Annotated in this window: 19 protein-coding genes and 2 tRNA genes; 8 read left to right on the forward strand and 13 right to left on the reverse strand. The window is 72.4% G+C overall.

Annotated elements, in window-relative coordinates:
- Positions 1–48: 48 nt before the first annotated feature.
- The 4 genes from VGN74_RS13230 to VGN74_RS13245 are packed head-to-tail and all read left to right on the forward strand — an operon-like array spanning position 49 to position 2,252.
- A complete protein-coding gene (locus tag VGN74_RS13230; protein WP_327448955.1) occupies positions 49–555 on the forward strand; it encodes a hypothetical protein in 507 nt (168 codons plus the stop codon).
- Positions 556–565: 10 nt separating this feature from the next.
- Complete coding sequence (locus tag VGN74_RS13235; RefSeq protein ID WP_327448957.1) at positions 566–1,309, forward strand: RNA polymerase sigma factor; 744 nt, start codon at positions 566–568, stop codon at positions 1,307–1,309.
- A 2-nt stretch (positions 1,310–1,311) separates the two neighbouring features.
- The gene (locus tag VGN74_RS13240; RefSeq protein ID WP_327448959.1) at positions 1,312–1,755 is read left to right on the forward strand and encodes a hypothetical protein; all 444 of its coding nucleotides are present in this window, start codon (positions 1,312–1,314) and stop codon (positions 1,753–1,755) included.
- Entirely contained in the window at positions 1,752–2,252 is a 501-nt protein-coding gene (locus VGN74_RS13245; RefSeq protein WP_327448961.1) for a periplasmic heavy metal sensor, read from the forward strand. The genes VGN74_RS13240 and VGN74_RS13245 overlap by 4 nt, the downstream gene beginning before the upstream one ends.
- Here VGN74_RS13245 and rpoN read toward each other — a convergent pair.
- The 6 genes from rpoN to VGN74_RS13275 all read right to left on the reverse strand — a co-directional run bounded on the left by rpoN (position 2,249) and on the right by VGN74_RS13275 (position 6,738).
- Positions 2,249–3,742 (reverse strand): RNA polymerase factor sigma-54, encoded by a 1,494-nt coding sequence (rpoN, locus tag VGN74_RS13250; RefSeq protein ID WP_327448963.1) that lies wholly within the window; start codon positions 3,740–3,742, stop codon positions 2,249–2,251. The two genes, VGN74_RS13245 and rpoN, sit on opposite strands and share 4 nt — an antisense overlap.
- 216 nt (positions 3,743–3,958) lie before the next feature.
- The gene (gene lptB / locus VGN74_RS13255) at positions 3,959–4,804 is read right to left on the reverse strand and encodes an LPS export ABC transporter ATP-binding protein (RefSeq protein WP_414643567.1); all 846 of its coding nucleotides are present in this window, start codon (positions 4,802–4,804) and stop codon (positions 3,959–3,961) included.
- 9 nt (positions 4,805–4,813) lie between these two features.
- Positions 4,814–5,284, reverse strand: a complete 471-nt coding sequence (locus tag VGN74_RS13260) for an LptA/OstA family protein (protein ID WP_327448965.1) — start codon at positions 5,282–5,284, stop codon at positions 4,814–4,816.
- 1 nt (position 5,285) lies between these two features.
- Entirely contained in the window at positions 5,286–5,933 is a 648-nt protein-coding gene (lptC, locus tag VGN74_RS13265) for an LPS export ABC transporter periplasmic protein LptC (RefSeq protein ID WP_327448967.1), read from the reverse strand.
- Positions 5,934–5,935: 2 nt separating this feature from the next.
- Entirely contained in the window at positions 5,936–6,550 is a 615-nt protein-coding gene (locus VGN74_RS13270) for a ribonuclease D (RefSeq protein ID WP_327448969.1), read from the reverse strand.
- 101 nt (positions 6,551–6,651) lie between these two features.
- Positions 6,652–6,738: transfer RNA gene (locus VGN74_RS13275), tRNA-Leu, on the reverse strand.
- A 148-nt stretch (positions 6,739–6,886) separates the two neighbouring features.
- On the opposite strand from VGN74_RS13275, the gene VGN74_RS13280 reads away from it, so the two are divergent.
- Positions 6,887–7,879, forward strand: coding sequence for a complex I NDUFA9 subunit family protein (locus tag VGN74_RS13280; RefSeq protein WP_327448971.1), 993 nt, complete (start codon positions 6,887–6,889; stop codon positions 7,877–7,879).
- 19 nt (positions 7,880–7,898) lie between these two features.
- Here the strand turns inward: VGN74_RS13280 and recQ are convergent, their stop codons facing one another.
- On the reverse strand, positions 7,899–9,737 hold the full coding sequence (gene recQ, locus VGN74_RS13285; protein WP_327448973.1) for a DNA helicase RecQ: 1,839 nt from the start codon (positions 9,735–9,737) through the stop codon (positions 7,899–7,901).
- Between the two features lie 95 nt (positions 9,738–9,832).
- Between recQ and VGN74_RS13290 the strand changes: the two genes are divergently transcribed.
- Positions 9,833–11,383: an ATP-binding protein gene (locus VGN74_RS13290; protein ID WP_327448975.1), complete on the forward strand. Its 1,551-nt coding sequence runs from the start codon at positions 9,833–9,835 to the stop codon at positions 11,381–11,383.
- Here the strand turns inward: VGN74_RS13290 and recF are convergent.
- The 4 genes from recF to VGN74_RS13310 all read right to left on the reverse strand — a co-directional run bounded on the left by recF (position 11,380) and on the right by VGN74_RS13310 (position 14,423).
- Positions 11,380–12,498 (reverse strand): DNA replication/repair protein RecF, encoded by a 1,119-nt coding sequence (gene recF, locus VGN74_RS13295; protein WP_327448977.1) that lies wholly within the window; start codon positions 12,496–12,498, stop codon positions 11,380–11,382. The two genes, VGN74_RS13290 and recF, sit on opposite strands and share 4 nt — an antisense overlap.
- Before the next feature lie 109 nt (positions 12,499–12,607).
- Positions 12,608–13,420: a TlpA disulfide reductase family protein gene (locus VGN74_RS13300; protein WP_327448979.1), complete on the reverse strand. Its 813-nt coding sequence runs from the start codon at positions 13,418–13,420 to the stop codon at positions 12,608–12,610.
- 69 nt (positions 13,421–13,489) lie between these two features.
- On the reverse strand, positions 13,490–14,257 hold the full coding sequence (locus VGN74_RS13305) for an EAL domain-containing protein (RefSeq protein ID WP_327448981.1): 768 nt from the start codon (positions 14,255–14,257) through the stop codon (positions 13,490–13,492).
- A gap of 81 nt (positions 14,258–14,338) precedes the next feature.
- A tRNA-Leu gene (locus VGN74_RS13310) sits at positions 14,339–14,423 on the reverse strand.
- Positions 14,424–14,542: 119 nt separating this feature from the next.
- On the opposite strand from VGN74_RS13310, the gene VGN74_RS13315 reads away from it, so the two are divergent.
- Positions 14,543–15,481: an alpha-L-glutamate ligase gene (locus VGN74_RS13315; RefSeq protein WP_327448983.1), complete on the forward strand. Its 939-nt coding sequence runs from the start codon at positions 14,543–14,545 to the stop codon at positions 15,479–15,481.
- The gene (locus VGN74_RS13320; RefSeq protein ID WP_327448985.1) at positions 15,478–16,521 is read left to right on the forward strand and encodes an LLM class flavin-dependent oxidoreductase; all 1,044 of its coding nucleotides are present in this window, start codon (positions 15,478–15,480) and stop codon (positions 16,519–16,521) included. Before VGN74_RS13315 ends, VGN74_RS13320 begins: the two co-directional genes overlap by 4 nt.
- Before the next feature lie 6 nt (positions 16,522–16,527).
- Here the strand turns inward: VGN74_RS13320 and dnaN are convergent, their stop codons facing one another.
- Together dnaN and dnaA are read right to left on the reverse strand one after the other, a co-directional pair.
- Entirely contained in the window at positions 16,528–17,646 is a 1,119-nt protein-coding gene (gene dnaN, locus VGN74_RS13325) for a DNA polymerase III subunit beta (protein WP_327448986.1), read from the reverse strand.
- A gap of 281 nt (positions 17,647–17,927) precedes the next feature.
- Positions 17,928–19,346: a chromosomal replication initiator protein DnaA gene (dnaA, locus tag VGN74_RS13335; protein ID WP_327448988.1), complete on the reverse strand. Its 1,419-nt coding sequence runs from the start codon at positions 19,344–19,346 to the stop codon at positions 17,928–17,930.
- Positions 19,347–19,566 lie beyond the last annotated feature (220 nt).

Below are 19,566 nucleotides of genomic sequence, written 5' to 3' on the forward strand. Positions count from 1 at the left end.
TCCGTGGGGCGTTTGGGACGGTCGCTGGCCGTCCGACGGAGACAATCAATGAAGGGCATCATTCTCATCGCCGCGCTTGGCCTGACCGCCGGCGCCGCAGCCGCCCAGGACCGGGGTGGTCCGCTGGCCCGTGCCGATGCGGACAACGACGGGGTCATCACCCGGGCGGAGTTCATCGAGGCGCGTCTGGCGCCGCTGCGGCGGCTCGACGCCGACGGCGACGGCACCATCACCCGTGCCGAGGGCGAGGCGGCCCGCGCCCGGGCGCCCGAGCGGCCGATGGGGCCGGAGCGCGCCGACGGACCGCCGCCCGGACCTCGTGGCGAGGGGCGCGGCCCGCGTCGTGGCGACCGTCGCGGCCCGCCCGGCGAACGCGGCCTCGACCAGCTGCCGCTGACCCTGGCCCAGGCCGAGGCGCGCGCCGTGGAGGGCTTCGCCCGCTTCGATCTCGATGGCGACGGTCGCGTTACGGCCGCCGAGCGCGAGGAGCTGGAAAGCCGCATGTGGGCGGCCCGCGCGGGTGGCGGCTTCGGCGGCCCGGACGGCGACCGCTGAGGGCGTGAGGATGGATCGGCGCGGGCTCATTGCGGTCGCGGTCGCGTCTCCTGGCGGAGACACGGCTTCGCCATGGTGGCGCGCGCCGATCAGTCCATGCTCAAATGCAGGCCTGAGTCCCGTCGGGGCCGGTTGCGGCGGTCGCGCCCGGCTGGCCGCCGCGGACTTCCGGACAGCGGGACGAGACGGGGTGGAGCGGTCAGAGGATCCGGACGAGGACCTTGTGCGGCGCGTGGCCGACGGTGATGCGGCCGCCATCCAGGCCCTCGTCGCCCGCAAGCTGCCGCGCATGACGGCGCTCGCCTGGCGCATGCTCGGCGACGCCGGCGAGGCCGAGGACGTGGCCCAGGAGGCCATGCTGCGGGCCTGGCGGCAGGCCCCGCGCTGGCGGCCGGGACAGGCCCGGTTTGACACCTGGCTGCACCGGGTGGCGCTGAACCTCTGCTACGACCGGCTGCGCCGACGGCGCGAAGTGGCGGTCGAAAGCGTGCCGGATCGCGCTGACGAGAGCGCTGATCCTGCCCGGGGGCTGGAGGCCGCCGATGTTGGCCGTCGCGTCCAGGCGGCGCTGGCGCGCTTGCCGGATCGGCAGCGGGAGGCGATCATCCTTTGCCACTATCAGGAGCTGTCGAACATCGAGGCGGCTGCCCTGATGTCGGTCAGCGTCGAGGCGATGGAGAGCCTGCTGTCCCGCGGGCGCCGGGCCCTGAGGACGGCGTTGCTGGAGATCGCCCCGGGCGGGGCGGGAGCATGAGGATGGATCGGACCCGACTGGGCGAATTGGCGGAGGCTTACGGGGCGGACTGGCGGCGCTGGCCGGAGTCCGAACGTGACGCGGCGCGCGCCCTGCTGGCGGCCGATCCGGCGGCCGAAAGGGTGCTGTTCGAGGCGCGCCAGCTGGACGCCATGCTCGATCTGGCCCCGCGGCTTGAGGTGACGGCGGATCAGCGCGCCCGCGTCATCGCGGCGGCCCCGCGGCCGCTGACCGGGCCTTTCGCGCGCCTGCGCGCAGGTTGGCGACGCTCGGGCGCGCCGGGGCGTTCGGTGTGGCTGTCCGGCATGGGCGTGGCGGCCGCCATTTGCGCCGGCCTGCTGGTCGGGGAGGCGATGGTCGGCAGGGTCTCGGCCGGTCTGCAGGCGGAGCAGGTGCTCTACCTCGCCTCGCTGGACGCGGTTGACGATACGGAGATCCTGCAATGAGCCCGCGGTTGCTGGGCGGGCTGCTGGCCCTTTCCCTCGCCCTCAACGCCTTCGCCATCGCCGGCGGCGTCACGGTCTGGCGCCAGCTCAAGGCGGTCGAAGCGCGCATGGCTGAACGGCTGCCGCCGCCGCAGCCCTCGTTCCGTCAGGCGATGGACGACCTGTCGCCCGAGACCCGTTCGCGCGTCGAGGAGGCCTTGCGGGCCGCTGCGCTTGACGCCCAGCCGGACTTCGAGCGCGCGCGGGAAGCCCGTCGCCAGGCCATCGCCCGCTCGGCCGCCGCCGAGCTGGACCGTTCGGCCGTGTCGGCCCTGCTGGCGGAGTCGCGCGAGGCGGAGCTGCGGGGCCGGATCCGGCTGGAGGCCGCTGCGCTGGACCTGTTCGAGACCCTGACGCCCGAGGAACGGGCGAGCCTGTCGCCGATCTTCGCGCGCCGTCTCAAGGGACCGCGCCGGCCCGAGGGGCCCCGCCCGCCGGAAGCCCCGGCCCCGCCTTAGGAGGCCTTGAGGTAACGCTTGCGCTCCACCGAGGAGGGGATCCGCAGGGCTTCCCGGTACTTGGCCACTGTGCGCCGGGCGATATCGATGCCCGCTTCCTTCAGCAGCTCGACGATGCGGTCGTCGGACAGCACGTCCTCGTCGCTGGCCTCAGCCTCGATCATCGACTTGATGCGGTGACGCACGGCCTCGGCCGAGTGGGTTGCGCCGCCGTCCGAGGACTGGATCGCCGCGGTGAAGAAGAACTTCAGCTCGAACACGCCGCGCGGCGTGGCCACATACTTGTTCGAGGTGACCCGGCTGACGGTGGACTCGTGCATGCCGATGGCCTCGGCCACGGTCTTGAGGTTCAGCGGGCGCAGGAACTCGACACCAAAGGCGAGGAAGGCGTCCTGCTGGCGCACGATCTCGGAGGCCACCTTGAGGATGGTCTTGGCCCGCTGGTCCAGCGACCGCACCAGCCAGCTGGCCTGGGCGGCGCAGTCCGCGACGAAGGCCTTCTCCGTCTCCGAGCGGGCCGCGTCGGCGACCACGGCGTGATAGCGCTTGTCGATCAGGACGCGGGGCAGGGTGTCGGTGTTCAGCTCGACGCGCCAGCCGCCGGCCGGGTCCGGCCGCACATGCACGTCGGGGATCAGGGTCTGCGCCGGCTCGCCGCCGAAGCCGGCGCCGGGGCGCGGCGTCAGGGCCTTGAGCTCGGCGATCATGTCGGTCAGGTCGTCGGCGTCGACGCCGCAGACGCGGCGCAGGCCGGCGAGGTCGCGCCGCGCCAGCAGGTCGAGGTTCTCGACCAGGGCCGCCATGGCCGGATCGAAGCGGTTGCGCTCGATCAGCTGCAGCTTGAGGCATTCCGGCACCGAGCGGGCCATGACCCCGGTCGGCTCGAAGCCGTGGCACACGGTCAGAACGGCCTCGACCCGGGCCAGATCGCAGCCGAGCCGGTCAGCGATCTCCGCCAGCTCGCCGCGCAGATAGCCGCCGTCATCGACCTGGTCGATCAGCGCCAGGGCGATGGCGTGGTCGGTCGGCGACAGGCGGGCCGAGGAGGCCTGGGCCTGCAGATGCTCCCACAGGGTGGCTTCGCGACGGTCGGGGCGATCGTCCTCCAGCCCCTCGAGGCCGCCGCCGCCGCGGCCGACGCCGGACCAGTCGGATAGGCCGGGCTGGGCCTCTCCGTCGTTCGCGCGGTCGCTGACACGTTCGCCCGGGCTGGCGTCGCCGTAGAGATCCCCCTCGCCGGCGTCGAGGGCTGCGGCGGCCTCGCCCGGCGACGGATCGTCGACCCCGCGGTCGCGCTCGGACATCTCCGGCGCGGCCTCGGCCTCGCCCTCGGGCTCATCTCGGGCGAGCAGCGGATTGCGCTCGAGCTCCTGTTCGACGAAGGCCTCCAGCTCGAGGTTGGAGAGCTGCAGCAGCTTGATGGCCTGCTGCAGCTGGGGGGTGACCACCAGCCCCTGGCCCTGCCGGATCTCAAGCCTTTGTCCGAGCACCTTCGCCCCAGTTCCACAGCTCCTCGGGCGGTTGGCCCGAAACTTGCTGACGATCCTGACCCGCAGGAGTTAACGCCGGTCTAAGCGGGGGGCATGTCTGGCCCCTCCGTCTCGCCGGCTTCGCCGTCGATCCACCTCCCCATTGCATGGGGAGGAGAGTCGTTTTCCTCCCCACGCAGTGGGGAGGGGGACCGCGAAGCGGTGGAGGGGCGAACCTCAGCCCTTTGGCTTGCGCGGCGGGCGGGGCGGGACGTGGGCCTCGGGGTCGTAGAGGTCGCCCAGATAGACGCGGCGCACCTCGGGATCGGCGATGATCTCCGCCGGCGCGCCCTCGAACAGCACCTGGCCGGCCGAGATGATGGCGGCGCGATCGGTGATCTCGAGCGTCTCGCGCACATTGTGGTCGGTGATCAGCACGCCGATGCCGCGGCCGGCGAGGTAGCGGATCACCTGACGGATGTCGGCGATGGCCAGCGGGTCGATGCCGGCGAAGGGCTCGTCCAGCAGCATGAAGCTGGGCTTGCCGGCGAGGGCGCGGGCGATCTCGGCGCGGCGCCGCTCGCCGCCCGACAGGGCGCTGGCCGGCGCCTCCTTCAGGTGGCTGATGTGCAGTTCTTCCAGCAGACGGTCGACCTCGGCCGCCACCTGGCCCGCGGGCGTGTTCAGTTCGGCCACGGCGGCGACGTTCTCGCCCACCGTCATGCCGCGGAAGATCGAGGCCTCCTGCGCCAGATAGCCCAGCCCCATGCGGGCGCGCTGGTACATCGGCTGGGCCGTGACGTCCTCGCCATCCAGCCAGATGCGGCCGGAGTCCGGCGGGATCAGGCCGGTGATCATGTAGAAGCAGGTGGTCTTTCCGGCGCCATTGGGCCCAAGCAGCCCCACGACCTCACCGCGCTGCACGGTCAGGGACACGTCGCGCACCACCTGCCGCGCACCGAAGCTGCGGGCGATGTGCTCGACGCGCAGACCCTTCGGCCGCGGGGCCGAGTCCGCCTCGACCGGCGCGGCGGCGTCCGGCCGCGGCGCGCGGTTCAGCAGGGAGAGTTCCTTGCGCGGCACGGGCCCGGGTCAGTCCTGCGAGGGATAGATGACGCCCTGGACCCGCCCACCAGATCCTCCGGACAGGCGCGCCGCGCCGCTGTCGATGTCGTAGGTCCCGACGGTGCCGGTCAGGACGTTCCGGCCCTGGGTCAGAATGACATCGCCGGTCACCGTGACCACACCCTCGCTCACCGAATAGGTCGCCCGGTCCCCACGCAGCGTCTGGTTCGGCGTGACGTAATAGACGCCGCCGCTGGCCTCGATGCGGGTGATGGCGCCGTTGGTCAGGGTGACTTCGACGGCCTCGGCGCGCAGCCGGTTCTGGCCCTGGAGAATCTCGGCGTCGCCGCGCAGGGCGATTCCGGTGGGCGTGTATTCGCCCGTATTGGCCCCGTACATGATCGGCGCGCGGCTCGGCGGCGTCTGGGCCGAGACCTGGGCCGCGATGCCGGCGCCGGCGATGACCGCGACAGCGAGGATGGAGGTCAGCTTCGTCATGTCAGTCGCCTGCCGCGCTGAGAGTTCCGCGCACCTTCTCTCCGGGACGCCCGAAAAGTTCGATGCGCTCGCCCTGATCGTGGATGGCATAGGCCGAAGCGCGGATGGTTCCAAGGGGCCCTGTGCCCTCGATACCCTTGTCGCCGCGGATGATCCCGGTCTCGGTGTCGACCACAGCCTCGGGCGTGATCAGGCGGAAGCCCGAGTCCGCGTCGGTAATGCGGACGTTGGCGCCGAGCGTCACGGTCTTCCGGGTCTGGTCGTAGATCCCGGCGTCGGCGGTCAGCTCGGTCACGGCGTCGCCGCCCATGTTCAGGCGCAGCACCGGGCCGTTGAGCCGGAAGAAGCCGGTGGCCGGATCGCGCACGGCCCCCTCTGCGCCGATGATGAACGAGCGGCCGGCGGCGTCCTGGCCGTGGAACACCGGATTGTCGAGGCGCACCTCGCGGCTTTCGCTCGCCTTGCGCTCGACGCCGGAGATGACGGTGCGCAGCACGGTCCAGCTCAGCGCCCCGCCGGCCAGCAGCAGGATGGCGACCGGCAGCACGCGCCGCGCCAGCTGAACCCGTCGGGCGCGGGCGCGAAAGCGGGCGGCGGTCCGGGCGACCCGGGCCTCGTCGGCTTCCGTGCGGCGCTCGAACTCGTCCATCGTCAGGCGTGCGCGAAGATGTCGATCTCGTCCCAGCCCTCGAGATCGAGCCGGGCGCGGACGGGCAGGAAGTCGAAACAGGCGGCGGCCAGTTCGGTGCGGCCTTCCCGCGCCAGCATCTCGTCCAGCCGGGTGCGCACGGCGTGCAGGTGAAGGACGTCCGAGGCGGCGTACTCGACCTGGGCCGGGGAGAGGGCGGCGGCGCCCCAGTCCGAGCTCTGCTGGGCCTTGGACAGCTCGACCCCGGCCAGCTCGCGCACCACGTCCTTCAGGCCGTGGCGGTCGGTGTAGGTGCGGGCCAGCTTCGAGCCGATCTTGGTGCAGTAGACCGGCCGCGTCTCGACCCCGAGGTGCAGCAGGAACATGGCGATGTCGAAGCGGCCGAAGTGGAACAGCTTCAGCACCGCCGGGTCGCCGAGCAGCCGCTTGAGGTTCGGACAGTCGTAGGCCGGGCGGTTCAGGCGCACGACGTGCGCATCGCCGTCACCGGCGGACAGCTGGACCACGCACAGGGGGTCGCGGCGGAAGCGCAGGCCGAGGGTTTCGGAGTCTACGGCCACCACCGGGCCGAGGTCCAGGTCGTCCGGCAGGTCGCCTTCGTGCAGGTGAACGGTCATCGCCTCTCCTTCGCCCCTCCGATAGCCGAGCCGCGACGGCGAGGCGAGTGGGCCGGAAAATGAAGAAGGGCGCCGGGAGGTCCCGACGCCCTTCTCGAATATGGTGCCCAGGAGAGGACTCGAACCTCCACGGCCGTTAAGCCACTGGCACCTGAAGCCAGCGCGTCTACCAATTCCGCCACCTGGGCCCGACCTGATCGATCGGAAGGCGCGGACCCTTAAGGCAGGCGCCGGGGGTCGTCAACAGGCTTTCGGAGCGTATGCGTCGCGCCGTTGCGTTGCGGGGGGCGACGCCATCGTCTAAGCGGCGGGGACATCCTTTGGAGGCCCGGAGTCATGGCTCAGATCGCTGGCAAGCTTGTCGTCGTGTTCGGCGGTTCCGGCTTTGTCGGGACCCAGGCCGTGCGGGCGCTGGCCCGGCGCGGCTGGCGCGTGCGGGTGGCGGTGCGCAAACCCCATCTGGCCGGGGCCCTGCGCCCGGTCGGCGACATCGGACAGGTGCAGCTGATGCGCTGCGACATCACCCGTCGCGCCGACGTCGAGGCGGCGCTGGAGGGCGCGGACGCCGCGGTCAACCTCGTCGGCCTGCTGTTCGAGGGACCGGGCGGGCGATTCGAGACGGCTCATCTGGAAGGGGCCCGCAACATCGCCGAGGTCTGCCGCGACCGTCGCATCGAGCGGCTGGTGCAGGTCTCGGCCATCGGCGCGGACGCCGCTTCGCCGGCGGCCTATGCCCGCACCAAGGCCGAGGCCGAGGCGGCGGTGCGCGCCGCCGTGCCGGGCGCGGTGATTCTGCGGCCGTCGATCATCTTCGGCTACGGCGACGGCTTCCTGAACCGGTTCGCCAGCCTGGCGACCCTGGCCCCGGCCCTGCCGCTGATCGGGTTCGGCGTCACCCGCTTCCAGCCGGTGTTTGTCGGTGACGTGGCCGAGGCCATCGCCGGGTCGCTGGAGCGGCCCGAGGCCCGCGGCCGGACCTATGAGCTGGGCGGGCCCTCGGTCTTCACCTTCAAGGAAATCCTGCAGCTGATCCTGCGCGAGACCGACCGGCGCCGGGCGCTGGTGCCGATCCCGTTCATGGCGGCGCGCATCCTCGGCAGCTTCGCCCAGCTGACGGCGCTGATCGGCATCTCGCCCCAGCTGACCCGCGACCAGGTGCTGATGCTGCAGTCGGACAATGTCGTGTCGGACGGGGCGCCCGGTCTGGCGGCCTTCGGCATCACCCCGACCGGGCTGGAGGCGATCGCCCCGACCTACCTGTGGCGCTATCGCCGCGGCGGCCAGTTCGCCGCCACGCCGCGCCCGCAGGAGGATGTGCTGCCGGCCTGAGGCCCGCGGCGGCGGCCGGTCAGGCCGCCAGCACCCTGAGGACAGCCTCGCCATAGCGCGCCAGCTTGTTCTGGCCGACGCCGGGCACCTGCGACAGGGCCCCGAGCGAGCCTGGCTGCGCCGCGGCGATCTCCAGCAGCGTCCGGTCCTGGAAGATGACGTAGGGCGGCACGTGCTGCTCGGCCGCCCGCTCGCGCCGCCACGCCCGCAGCGCCTCGAAACGCGCCCGCAGGTCGGCGTCGAGCGTCTCCAGCGCATCGCGCCGGCGGCGGCGCGGGGCCTCGGCGCGGGCGACCACGCGGTGTGCTGTCTCCACCCGCCGCTCGCCGCGATAGACCGCCCGCACCAGCTCCGGGTCGCCGAGGGTGATCAGCGGCCGGCCGTCGTTGGGGGCCTCGACCAGCAGGCCCTCGAACAGCAGGTGGTCGATCAGGTCGCGCCACGCGGCAATGTCGACGTCGGCCCCGATGCCCCAGGTGGAGAGGCTGGTCTCCCACGGCTGCGGGTCGCGGCCCTTGCCCAGCAGGTGGTCGACGACCCGGGCGCGGCCGAAGCGTTCGCCGAGCCGCTGCACCGCCGCCAGCACCTTCTGCGCCTCCACCGTCGCATCGCGCCGCGACGGCGGATCGAGGCACAGGTCGCACACGCCGCAGGGCTCGGCCCCCGTCTCGCCGAAGTAGCGCCGCACCGCCTGCGGCCGGCAGGTCGACCCGTCCAGCATGGCGAACAGCTGCCGCGCCTTGCGCGCCTGCACCCGGCGCACCGCCTCGTCCATCGGCCGCCCTTCCAGCCGGCGCAGGCTCCAGGCGATGTCCGACGGGCCGTACAGGGTGATGCCCTCGGCCGGGTCGCCGTCGCGCCCGGCGCGGCCGACCTCCTGCCAGTAGGCTTCCAGCGAGCTGGGCGGGTCGGCATGGATGACGAAGCGGACGTCCGGCTTGTCGACCCCCATGCCGAAGGCGATGGTCGCCACCATCACGGCGGCGTCCTCGGCGAGGAAGCGCGCCAGCCGCCGCTCGCGTTCGGCCGCCTCCATGCCGGCGTGATAGGCGAGGGCGGGGACGCCGGCAGCCTCCAGCGCTTCGGCCAGACGCTCGGTGCCGTCGCGGCTGCCGCAATAGACCACGCCCGACCGGCCGCGCCGTTCGCTGACCAGCTCGACCACCCGCGCGTCGGTGCGCGCGCGCGAGGCCGCCGCCTTGCGTTCGGCGGACAGGTGCAGGTTCGGGCGGGCGAAGCTGTCGACGAACACCGCGGCGCCCTGCAGGTGCAGGGCCTCGACGATGTCCTCGCGGGTGCGCGGGTCGGCGGTGGCGGTCACCGCCATGCGCGGCACGCCGGGGAACAGCTCCACCAGCCGTCCCAGCGCCCGGTAGTCGGGGCGGAAGTCGTGGCCCCACTGGCTGACGCAGTGCGCCTCGTCGATGGCGATCAGGGCGAGGTCGATCTCCTGCAGCCGCTCCAGCATGGCCCCGGAGAACAGGCCTTCGGGCGAGACGTACAGCAGGTCCAGCGCGCCCTCGCGCGCCATGCGCCAGATGCGCGAGCGCTCGTCGAGGCTGACGCCGCTGTCCAGGCGCGCGGCGGACACGCCCTGCTGCCGAAGCGCCTCGACCTGGTCGGTCATGAGGGCGATCAGCGGTGACACCACGAGGCCGACGCCGCGCCGAAGCATCGAGGGGATCTGGTAGCAGACGCTCTTGCCGCCGCCGGTCGGCAGCACAGCGAGCACGTCGCGCCCGGCCAGCGCCTCGGTCACGATCGGGCCCTGCAGCCCGCGGAAGTCGCTGTGGCCCCAGACGCGCCTCAGGGTCTCGCGAGCGGGCGCGAGAGGATCAGGCGGGGAATCGAACGACATGGCGCGTTTGTGCCTGACCGTCGCGCCCGGCGCCACCGGGAGAGGGAGGGTTAAGGTGTCTGTGGCAGGCTGTTCCCCGTCTGTGTGAGTGTTCCATGTCCCTCGACCCCGATTTCCGGTCCGACGCCGCGTCGTTCCTGTCCGGCTCCGACACCGCCGAGGCGGAGATGGCGGCCTTCTTCGAGGTCTCGGTCGACATGCTGTGCGTCCGCGATCTGGACGGCCGCATGCACACGCTGAGCCGGTCGTGGGAAACCACGCTCGACATTCCGGTGGCCGAACTCCTGCGGACGCCGCTCATCACCCTGATCCACCCGGAGGACGTCGAGCCGACGCGCCGGGTCATGGCGACCGCCAACGGGGGCGGGCAGGTGGCCGGCTTCATCAACCGCTATCGCCGTCGCGACGGCAGCTACCGGCACTTCGAGTGGTGGGCGCGCCGCCGGGGCGATCTGGTCTATGGCGTGGCGCGCGATGTGACGGACCGGCTGCGGCTTGAAGCCGAGCGCGACGCCGCCCTCGCCGCGGCCGAGGCGGCCAGCCGCGCCAAGAGCGACTTCCTCGCCAACGTCAGCCACGAGGTGCGGACGCCCCTGAACGGGGTCATCGGCATCATCGACGCCCTGTCGCGGACGGACCTGACCCCGCACCAGGCCGAGCTGGTGTCGCTGGTGGCCAGCTCCGGCGCGCAGCTGGAGGCCATGGTCGCCGACCTTCTGGACGTCGCCCGGATCGAGGCCGGGCGGCTCGAACTGACCCCGCGTCCCTTCCGGCCGGCCGAGGTGCTCGCCCCGGTGCTGGAGATCTTTCGCCATCGGGCCGAGGCCCGGGGGCTGACGTTCACGACGCGCCTGGAGGGCCTGGACGCGGTGCGCCGGGGCGATGGCGCGCGGATCGCCCAGGTGCTGACCAACCTGCTGTCCAACGCGGTCAAGTTCACTGAGCAGGGCCACGTCAGCGTCGAGGTGCTGGCGGACGGCGACGAGCTGCAGCTGGTGGTGGCCGACACCGGCGTGGGCTTCGACGCCGCCGCGGCGGGCTTCCTGTTCCAGCGCTTCAGCCAGGCCGACGCCAGCATCCTGCGGCGCTTCGGGGGCACGGGCCTCGGCCTGTCGATCTGTCGCGCCGTCGTCGACCTGATGGCCGGCAGCATCACCGCCGACGCCCGCCCCGGCGAAGGGGCGCGGTTCGAGGTGCGCGTCCCGCTGCCGCCGGCGGAGGCCGCCATCGCCGGGCCGCAGCCGCCCGACCCGGCCGGGGCCATGCTGGCCGGGCGCCGCGTCCTGCTGGCGGAGGACCATCCTGTGAATCAGCGGGTGGTGCAGCTGATCCTCGACAGCCAGGGCGTCGAGCTGACCATCGTCGACGACGGGGCTGCGGCGCTGGCGGCGCTGGAGACCGGCCGCTTCGACCTCGTACTGATGGACATGCAGATGCCGGGTATGGATGGCCTGACGGCGACCCGGCGTATCCGGGCGCAGGAGGCCGCGTCGGGCGGCCCGCGACTGCCGGTCGTCATGCTCAGCGCCAACGCCATGGCCGAGCATCAGGCGGCGGCGCGGGAGGCCGGCGCGGACCTGCATCTGCCCAAGCCGATCACTGCGGCGCCCCTGCTGGCGGGCCTGCAGACCGCGCTCGGCCTCTAGCTCTCCAGCGCGCCCGGCCGTACGCGGACCATCTGGGCGCGGCCCTCCAGCGCGGCGAACAGGGCGGGCTCCGTCCCCGTCATGAAGGCCTGCAGGCCGAGGTGCTCGATCTCGGCGAACAGGGCGGCGCGCCGGGCTTCGTCCAGATGGGCCGGAGCCTCGTCCAGCAGCAGCAGCGGCGGCGCCGCCAGGTCGCGCAGACGCGTCACCTGGGCGAGGATCAGGTTGAGCACCAGCGCCTTCTGCTCACCCGAGGAGCCCTCGGCGGCGGGGCGCTGCTTGGCCCGGTGCAGGGCGGTGAGATCGGTGCGGTGGGGACCGTACAGGGAGCGGCCGGCGGCCCCGTCGCGGGCCCGGGCGCTGCGGAAGCCGTCGAGCAGTCGTCCGGTCAGGGTGTCCGTGTCTGCGCCCTCGCTGGCCCAGATCTCGGCCACGCCGTCCAGTCCGAGGTCGGCCTGGGGGAAGGGGCTGTCGGCGCGCGTGTCCACTGCCGCCTGCAGGGCGGTCAGGGCGGCGACCCGGGCGCGGGCGATCCGCGCCCCGGATTCCGCCAGCCGCGCCTCCAGCGCCTCCAGCCAGGCCGGGTCGGCCGGCGGTCCCTCGACCGCATCCACCAGCAGCTTGAGCCGCTCGCGCAGGGCCTTGTCGTAGCTGGCGACCGCGGCGGCATGATCGGGCTCGGCGGCGAACACCAGCCGGTCGAAGAAGCGCAGGCGGTCGGCGCGGGCGTCCGAGAACAGCCGGTCCTGCTCCGGCGTGGCCCAGACCGGGCGCAGGTGGTCGAGCAGCCGTCCGGGCGGCGCCGGCTCGCCGTTGATGCGCACGACCCGTCGCGCGGCGCCGGGGCCGGGCACGCCGGTGCCCACCTGGCTCTCGTCGGCGAGCCGCACGCTGACCGCCCACGGCCGCCCGTCGCGTTCACCGGGCTCGCGCCGGCCGATCTCCGCGGCGGTCGCCCCGCGCAGGCCGCGCCCGGGCGTCAGCAGGCTGACCGCCTCCAGCAGGTTGGTCTTCCCGGCGCCGTTGGGACCGACCAGCACCACGGGCCCGCCCGCGGTCTCGAGCCGGGCGGTCGCATAGGAGCGGAAGTCGGTGAGGATGAGCTGTCGGATCACAGGCAGGAGACTCGGCGCGCGCCGACGGGGTCGCGGGCGGAGGTGAGCCGCGCCGGTCCGGGTTAGACCTGATGCGCCGGCATTCCAAGCGGCCCGGTCGTCACGCTGGTCAGGGCGCGCGCGCGCCCGCACTGATACGCCCCACCTGACGCGCCAGCTCCTCGGGCGAAATCTCGCCGAGATGGGCGGCGCGCAGGCGGCCGTCGGCGTCGAGGAACAGGGTCGCCGGCAGGCCGACCGCGCCATAGTGGCCGGCCACGGCCCCGTACGGGTCCCGCAGCACGGGCCCGAGGCTCAGGCCCTCGTCGGTCATCCAGGCGCGGATCACCGCCTCGGACTCGCGCTGGTTGATGTAGAGGAAGCGCACCTCCGGGTGCGCCGCCTGGGCCGCCTGAAGCGCCGGCATCTCGCGGCGGCAGGGGGCGCACCAGCTGGCCCAGAGGTTGATCACCGTCGGCTGGCCGGCGAGGCGCTCAAGATCCACCGCGGTGTCGTCGAGGCTGATCAGCGCGAGGGCAGGCGGCGCGATCGGGGGCGTCGTCTCCACCCGGTGCAGCAGGGCCGCCCCGACCGCGCCAGCCGCCAGCAGCGGGACCAGCGCCCACAGCCGTTCGCGGCGCATCGGCAGCATCAGCACCGTGGCGACGATGACCACCGGCGCCGCCCACAGCCAGGAGAAGCCGCCCTGCCAGACGGCCAGGGCGCGCCAGGGCGTCCCGGCGAAATGGCCGGCGTTCTCGATCACATGTCCGAGGCGCGCCGCTGCGAGGCTTCCGAGGGCGACGGCCGTGCTCCAGCTGTTGAAACGGGGGCTGATCCGCGCCGCCAACACGCCGGTGATCACGAGAAACAGCACGAGGGCGGCGATCAGGGCGAAGCGGTCGCCGGGCAGGACCAGCGGTCCGAGGGTGATGGCGGTCATCGGCGCAGTCTGGAGGCGTCGAGTGCGGGGGCCAAGGCGCGTTCCGGTCGCGCCCGCCCTCGCGGGGCGTCAGGCGACGGCGCGGGCTGCGTCAGCGAAGCCCGCCGGGCTGGCGAGGCGCTCGAAGGCCGGGGCGGCGATGGCGTAGCCCTGCATGTAGCGCACGCCCATCTCCGCCAGGGTGGCCAGCTCGTCGGCGGTCTCGACACCCTCGCAGACGGTCTGGATATCGAGATCGCCCAGCATCTCCAGCAGGCCCCGCACAATGCGCCGCCGCACGGGGTCGTGGTCGATGCCGCGGATCAGGTCCATGTCCAGCTTGACGATATCCGGCTGGAACTGGGCCAGCAGATTGAGCCCGGCGTAGCCGGCGCCGAAGTCGTCGATGGCGGTGCGGAAGCCCATGGCGCGATAGGTGCGCAGGATGTTGAGCAGATGGGTCGCGTCGACCCGCTCGTTCTCGGTGAACTCGAAGATGATGGCGTCGAGCGGGAAGCCCGTGCGCATGGCCGTCGCCAGCGTCAGCCGGATGCAGGCGCGCGGCTCATAGACGGCGTTCGGCATGAAGTTGATCGACAGCTTCGCGCCCTGACCGGCGAGGTCCAGACGTCCGGCGAGGTCCAGCGCCTTGACCCGGCACTGCTGGTCGAAGGCGTAGCGGTTGTCGTCGGCGACGCGGCTGAGGATCGTGCCGGCGCCCTGACCTTCGGGCCCGCGCACCAGCGCCTCGTGGGCGAACACGGTCTGCGTCGTCAGGTCGACGATCGGCTGGAAGGCCATGGAAAAGGGCAGGTCGAAACCCTCGCCGTCGCGGCAGCCCTGGCAGCCCTGACCCATCGTCCCTGCGCTCCGGCGTTGAACCCGGGCTGACGCTAGGAGAGGAGCGCTTGCAATCCGCTTAACGGCCCGGCGCGGCGGTGGTGCGGGTGGTCGGGCTCGAACCGACACTCCTTTCGGAACCGGATTTTGAGTCCGGCGCGTCTACCAGTTTCACCACACCCGCACAGGCGCGACGGCCGGGCGGTGGTAGCCCGGCCTCGAGGGCGATTCAATCCGGGCTGCGACCGCCCGCCGCCCGGGCGCCCCTTGCGTTTCATCACGCTGTAACGCAAAGGACGGGTCATGAGCGACGCGACGCCTGATCTGGCCATCCTGTACGAGCATCCCCAGTGGTTCGAGCCGCTGTTCGCGGCGCTGGACCGACGCGGCGTGGCCTATGTGAAATCGTCCTTCGCCGGGCATCACTTCGACCCCCAGGGCTCGCCGCCGCCGGCGCCGGTGGTGTTCAGCCGGCTGGCCATGTCCTCCTTCCTGCGCGAGGCCGAGCACCCGATCTTCTACGCCCGCAGCCTCTACGCCCACTGGGCCGCGCGCGGGGCGCGGGTGCTGAACGCCGAGGCGCTGGACGTGGACGCCTCCAAGGCGCGCCAGCTGTCGGTGATCTCGGCGCTCGGCCTGCTGACGCCGGAGACGCGGGTGGTGCACCGCCGCCAGGACCTGATCGCCGCCGCCGCCGGCCTGCGCTTCCCGGTGCTGGTCAAGGCCGACATCGGCGGCTCCGGCGCCGGCATCGTCCGCTATGACTCGGCCGAAGAGCTGGCCGTCGCCGCCGCGGCGGGCGAGACCCCGGTCGGGGTCAATGGCGTGGCCCTGCTGCAGGAATACTCCCCGCGCCGCGACGGGCGGGTCTATCGCGTCGAGACCCTGAACGGCCGCTTCCTCTACGCCATGGAGGTGGAGAGCCCCGGCGAGACCTTCGACCTGTGCCCCGCGGACGCCTGTCTGGTGCGGCCGGGCGCGGCGGCCCTCACCATGACCCGGTTCGAGCCGCCGGCCGAGATCGTCGCCGCCGCCGAGGCCATCGCCCAGGCAGCGCAGCTCGACATCGGCTCCGTCGAGTATCTGATCGACGACCGCGACGGCTCGACCCGCTTCTACGACATCAACGCCCTGTCCAACTTCGTGGCCAAGCCTCTCGAGGTGCTGGGCTTCGACCCGCACGAGGATCTGGTCGACTGGCTGGTGGCGGTCATCGCTGAACAGAAGGCGCACGCGTCATGAGATACGGCTACTGGGCCCCGGTGTTCGGCGGCTGGCTGCGCAACGTCGATGACGAGCGCGAGGCCAGCTGGGAGGCGCTGTCGTCGCTGGTGCGGCGCTCGGAGCAGATCGGCTACGACCTGACCCTGGTCGCCGAGCTGAACCTCAACGACATCAAGGGCATCGAGGCCCCGGCCCTGGACGCCTGGTCGTCGGTGGCGGCGCTGGCGGCGGTCACCGAGCGGATCGAGCTGATGACCGCGGTGCGGCCGAACTTCCACCAGCCGGCCCTGTTCGCCAAGGCGGCGGCCAACATCGACCGCATCGCCAACGGCCGGCTGGCGCTCAATGTCGTCTCGTCCTGGTGGGCCAAGGAGGCCGAGAGCTACGGCCTGCAGTTCGACCAGCACGACGACCGCTACGCCCGCACCACCGAGTGGCTGCAGGTGCTGGACCTGCTGTGGACGCAAGCCCGCACCGACTTCGTCGGTCGCTACTACCAGCTGAAGGACGCCATCGTGGAGCCGAAGCCGGTGGTCCGTCCCGACCGGCCGCGGCCGGTGATCTACGCCGGCGGCGAGTCCGAGGCCGCCAAGACCATGATCGCCCGCTACTGCGACGCCTATGTCATGCACGGGGATGCGCCGGAGGTGATCGCGGAGAAGGTCGCCGACATGACGGCGCGGCGCGAGGCCTTCGGCCTGCCGCCGATGCGCTTCGGCATGGCCGGCTACGCGATCGTCCGCGACACGGCCGCCGAGGCGGCGCGCGAGCTGGAGCGGATCACCACCATTCCCGGCCTCGCCGAGGGCAGGCCGCCGCCCGGCTTCGCCAACTTCGACCAGTGGCTGGCGGGCACCGAGCTGGAGCGCGAGCTCAAGATCCGCGAGTACAGCGTCTCCAACCGCGGCCTGCGCCCCGGTCTGGTCGGCACGCCGGAGGACGTGGCGGCGCGCGTTGAGGAATTCGAGGCCGCCGGTCTGGACCTGCTGCTGCTGCAGATGTCGCCCCAGGCCGAGGAGATGGAGCGCTTCTCCGCCCAGGTGATCCGGCCGGGGTGAGCAGCCTCACACCCGCAGCGGCATCAGTACGTACTGCACGCCCGGGTCGCCCGGATCGAGGACGAGGGTGGGGGAGGCGGCGTCGGCGAAGCGGAAGCTGGCGGTCTCGCCGGTGATCTGGCCGGCCACGTCCATCAGGTAGCGGGCGTTGAAGCCGATCTCGAAGGGCTCGTCGGAATAGCCGATCTCGACCTCCTCTACGCCCTGGCCGGCCTCCATGTTGCGCACCGTCAGGGTGACGCGGTCCAGCTCGAAGGCCAGCTTCACGCTGCGGCTCTTCTCGGCCGAGATGGTGGCGACCCGGTCGACGGCCGAGGCGAACACGGCGTTGTCGATGTCGGCCTGGCGGTCGTTGCCCTTGGGGATGACGCGGACGTAGTCCGGGAAGGCCCCGTCGATGACCTTGGAGGTCAGGGAGGCGGCGCCGAACTCGAAGCGGATCTTCTGCGGGCTGACCTGGACCTCGACCGGGCCGGAGCCGGCGTCGAGCAGGCGGCGCACCTGATCGATGGTCTTGCGCGGCACGATCACGCCCGGCCCGCCGGCGGCGCCCTCGGGGGCCGGCATCTCGGCCAGGGCCAGGCGGTGACCGTCGGTGGCCACGGCGCGCAGCAGCGGCACGCCGGCCTCGGCCACCGTGTGCAGATACAGGCCGTTCAGATAGTAGCGCGTCTCCTCGGTGGAGACGGCGAAGCGGGTCTTGTCGATCAGCCGGGCCAGGTCCTCCTTGGCCACGGTGAAGCGGGTCCCGCCGGTCTCGGTGGACATGACCGGGAAGTCGCCCGCCGGCAGCACCGGCAGATTGAAGCGCGAGCGGCCGGCCTGGACCGTCAGGCGCGGATCGTCGCCGTTGAAGGTCAGGGCCACCTCGGCCCCTTCCGGCAGCTTGCGGACGATCTCGTACAGGGTGTGCGCCGGGGCGGTGATCTGGCCCTCGACCTCGACCGTGGCGTCGGCCTCGTCGACCATCTCCATGTCCAGGTCGGTAGCGGCGAAGGACAGCCGGTCGCGGCCGGCCGACAGCAGCACGTTGGACAGGATCGGGATGGTGTTGCGGCGCTCGACCACGCTCTGCACATGGCCGAGAGCCTTGAGGAGCGCGGAACGTTCGATCGTCAGCTGCATGTGTCTTGCCCGCCGGGCGACTCACGGGTCGCCGAGTGTCTATGGGCCGGAGACACTAGCGGATTGGCCGGGCGGAGCAAGGAAGTGGCGGGGACATCAACAGCTTCTCCCGCCTTGAGGCGACGCTGCCCTCTTTAATTCCTCCCCCACAGGGGGAGGTGGATCGCCGCGCAGCGGCGAGACGGAGGGGGGGCAGACCACCGGCCTCGGGGATATCCCCCCTCCACCGCTTCGCGGTCCCCCTCCCCCTGCGGGGGAGGAACGGGGGCACTGGCCCGGCCTCAGCCCTTCAGCTTGCGGATCAGGGCCTCGACGTCGCGGGCGATCTGGTCGTCCTTGGGCATCAGCTCCTCGATCTTGCGCACGCCGTGCAGGACCGTGGTGTGGTCGCGCCCGCCGAAGCGTCGGCCGATGTCCGGATAGGACCGGGTGGTCAGCTGCTTGCACAGGTACATGGCGATCTGGCGCGGCCGGGCGATGGCCCGGGTGCGGCGCTCGCTGAGCAGGTCGGCCTGGCGCAGGGCGAAGTGCTCGGCGGTGGCCTTCTGGATCTCGTCGACAGTGATGCGGCGCTCCGGCCCGCCGCGCTGGGCCATGCCCAGCAGGGCCCGGGCTTCGTCGACGCCGAGGCTGGCCAGACGCGGCCCGGCGGCGGCGGCGAGGGTGTTCACCGCCCCTTCCAGCTCGCGCATGGAGCCAGGGGTGCGCTCGACCAGCTGCTCCAGCACGGCGGCCTCGGGCTCACCGCTGACGACGCCGAGCGCGGACAGGGCCTGAAGCCGCTGACGCGCCACCGCCAGCTTCAGCTCGCGGTCGCCCGGCTCGATGGCGCAGGTCAGGCCCGAGGCCAGGTGGCTGCGCAGGCGCGGCTCGATGTCGGTCAGGGCCATCGGCGCGCGGTCGGCCGACAGGATGATGCGGGCGCCGTCCTCGATCAGGGCGGTCAGGGTCGAGAGCAGCTCCTCCTGGGTCGCCGCCTTGCCGCCGACGAACTGGACGTCGTCCAGCAGCAGCATGTCGGCCGAGCGGAGGGACTCCTTGAAGCCGGCCATGGCGCGGTCGGCGATGGCCCGCTGGAACGTCGACAGGAAGCGTTCGGCGGTCAGATAGACCACCTTCGCCTGCGGCCGAAGGCGCTGCGCCTCCCAGGCGATGGCGTTGAGCAGGTGCGTCTTGCCGTAGCCGTAGGGGCCGCACAGGAAGATCGGGTTGAAGTGGCCCTCGGCCCAGCTTGCGGCCTGGCGCGCCATCGACAGGGCGAAGGCATTGCCCGGGGCGGCGACGAAGCTGTCGAAGGTGAGGCGCGGCTGCAGCCCGGCGGCGCGCACGGCGCGCGGCCCGTCGGCGACCGGCTGGATCGTGCCCTGGAAGGCGGCCGACAGGGCCGCCGGCGCCTGACCGGCCGACTGGCCCGGGGCTTCGCCGGGCGCGGTCGAGGACAGGTGGCCGACCTCGGCGCGGCAGCGCACCTCCAGCCGGCGGTTGAGGCCGTCCAGCCCCAGCCACAGTTCGTTGATGCGGCGCTGGGCGTTGCGGCGCACCCAGTCGCGGGCATAGGCGGTCGGGGTGACGAGGATCAGCTGGCCGCCGCCGTCGACGCGCACGGCCGAGGGGGCGATGTAGCTGCTGTAGGGGCCCTCGCCGATCTCGCCCCGAAGACGGAGCGCGGCCTCGGTCCAGATCCGGTCAGGATCGGTCATGCTCGCTACCGCCGCATTGCCCATGGTCGTCAAACCCCCGCCTCAAGTTCGGAGCTGTGCCCCAGTCATCCCACGCGCTTCGAGCGAGCCGGTTCAGGGACGCGTTCTCCTACTCCCGCGTTGCATGGCGCTCCGCGGGTCGGCACGACCTCGTGAACAGACTTCTCCCGCCGACACGAAACAGGGTTCCGCGCCGTCTTCATCCGTATGGGGATGGAAG

Origin of the sequence: Brevundimonas sp. (assembly GCF_035998205.1) — a bacterium.
Lineage (GTDB): Bacteria > Pseudomonadota > Alphaproteobacteria > Caulobacterales > Caulobacteraceae > Brevundimonas.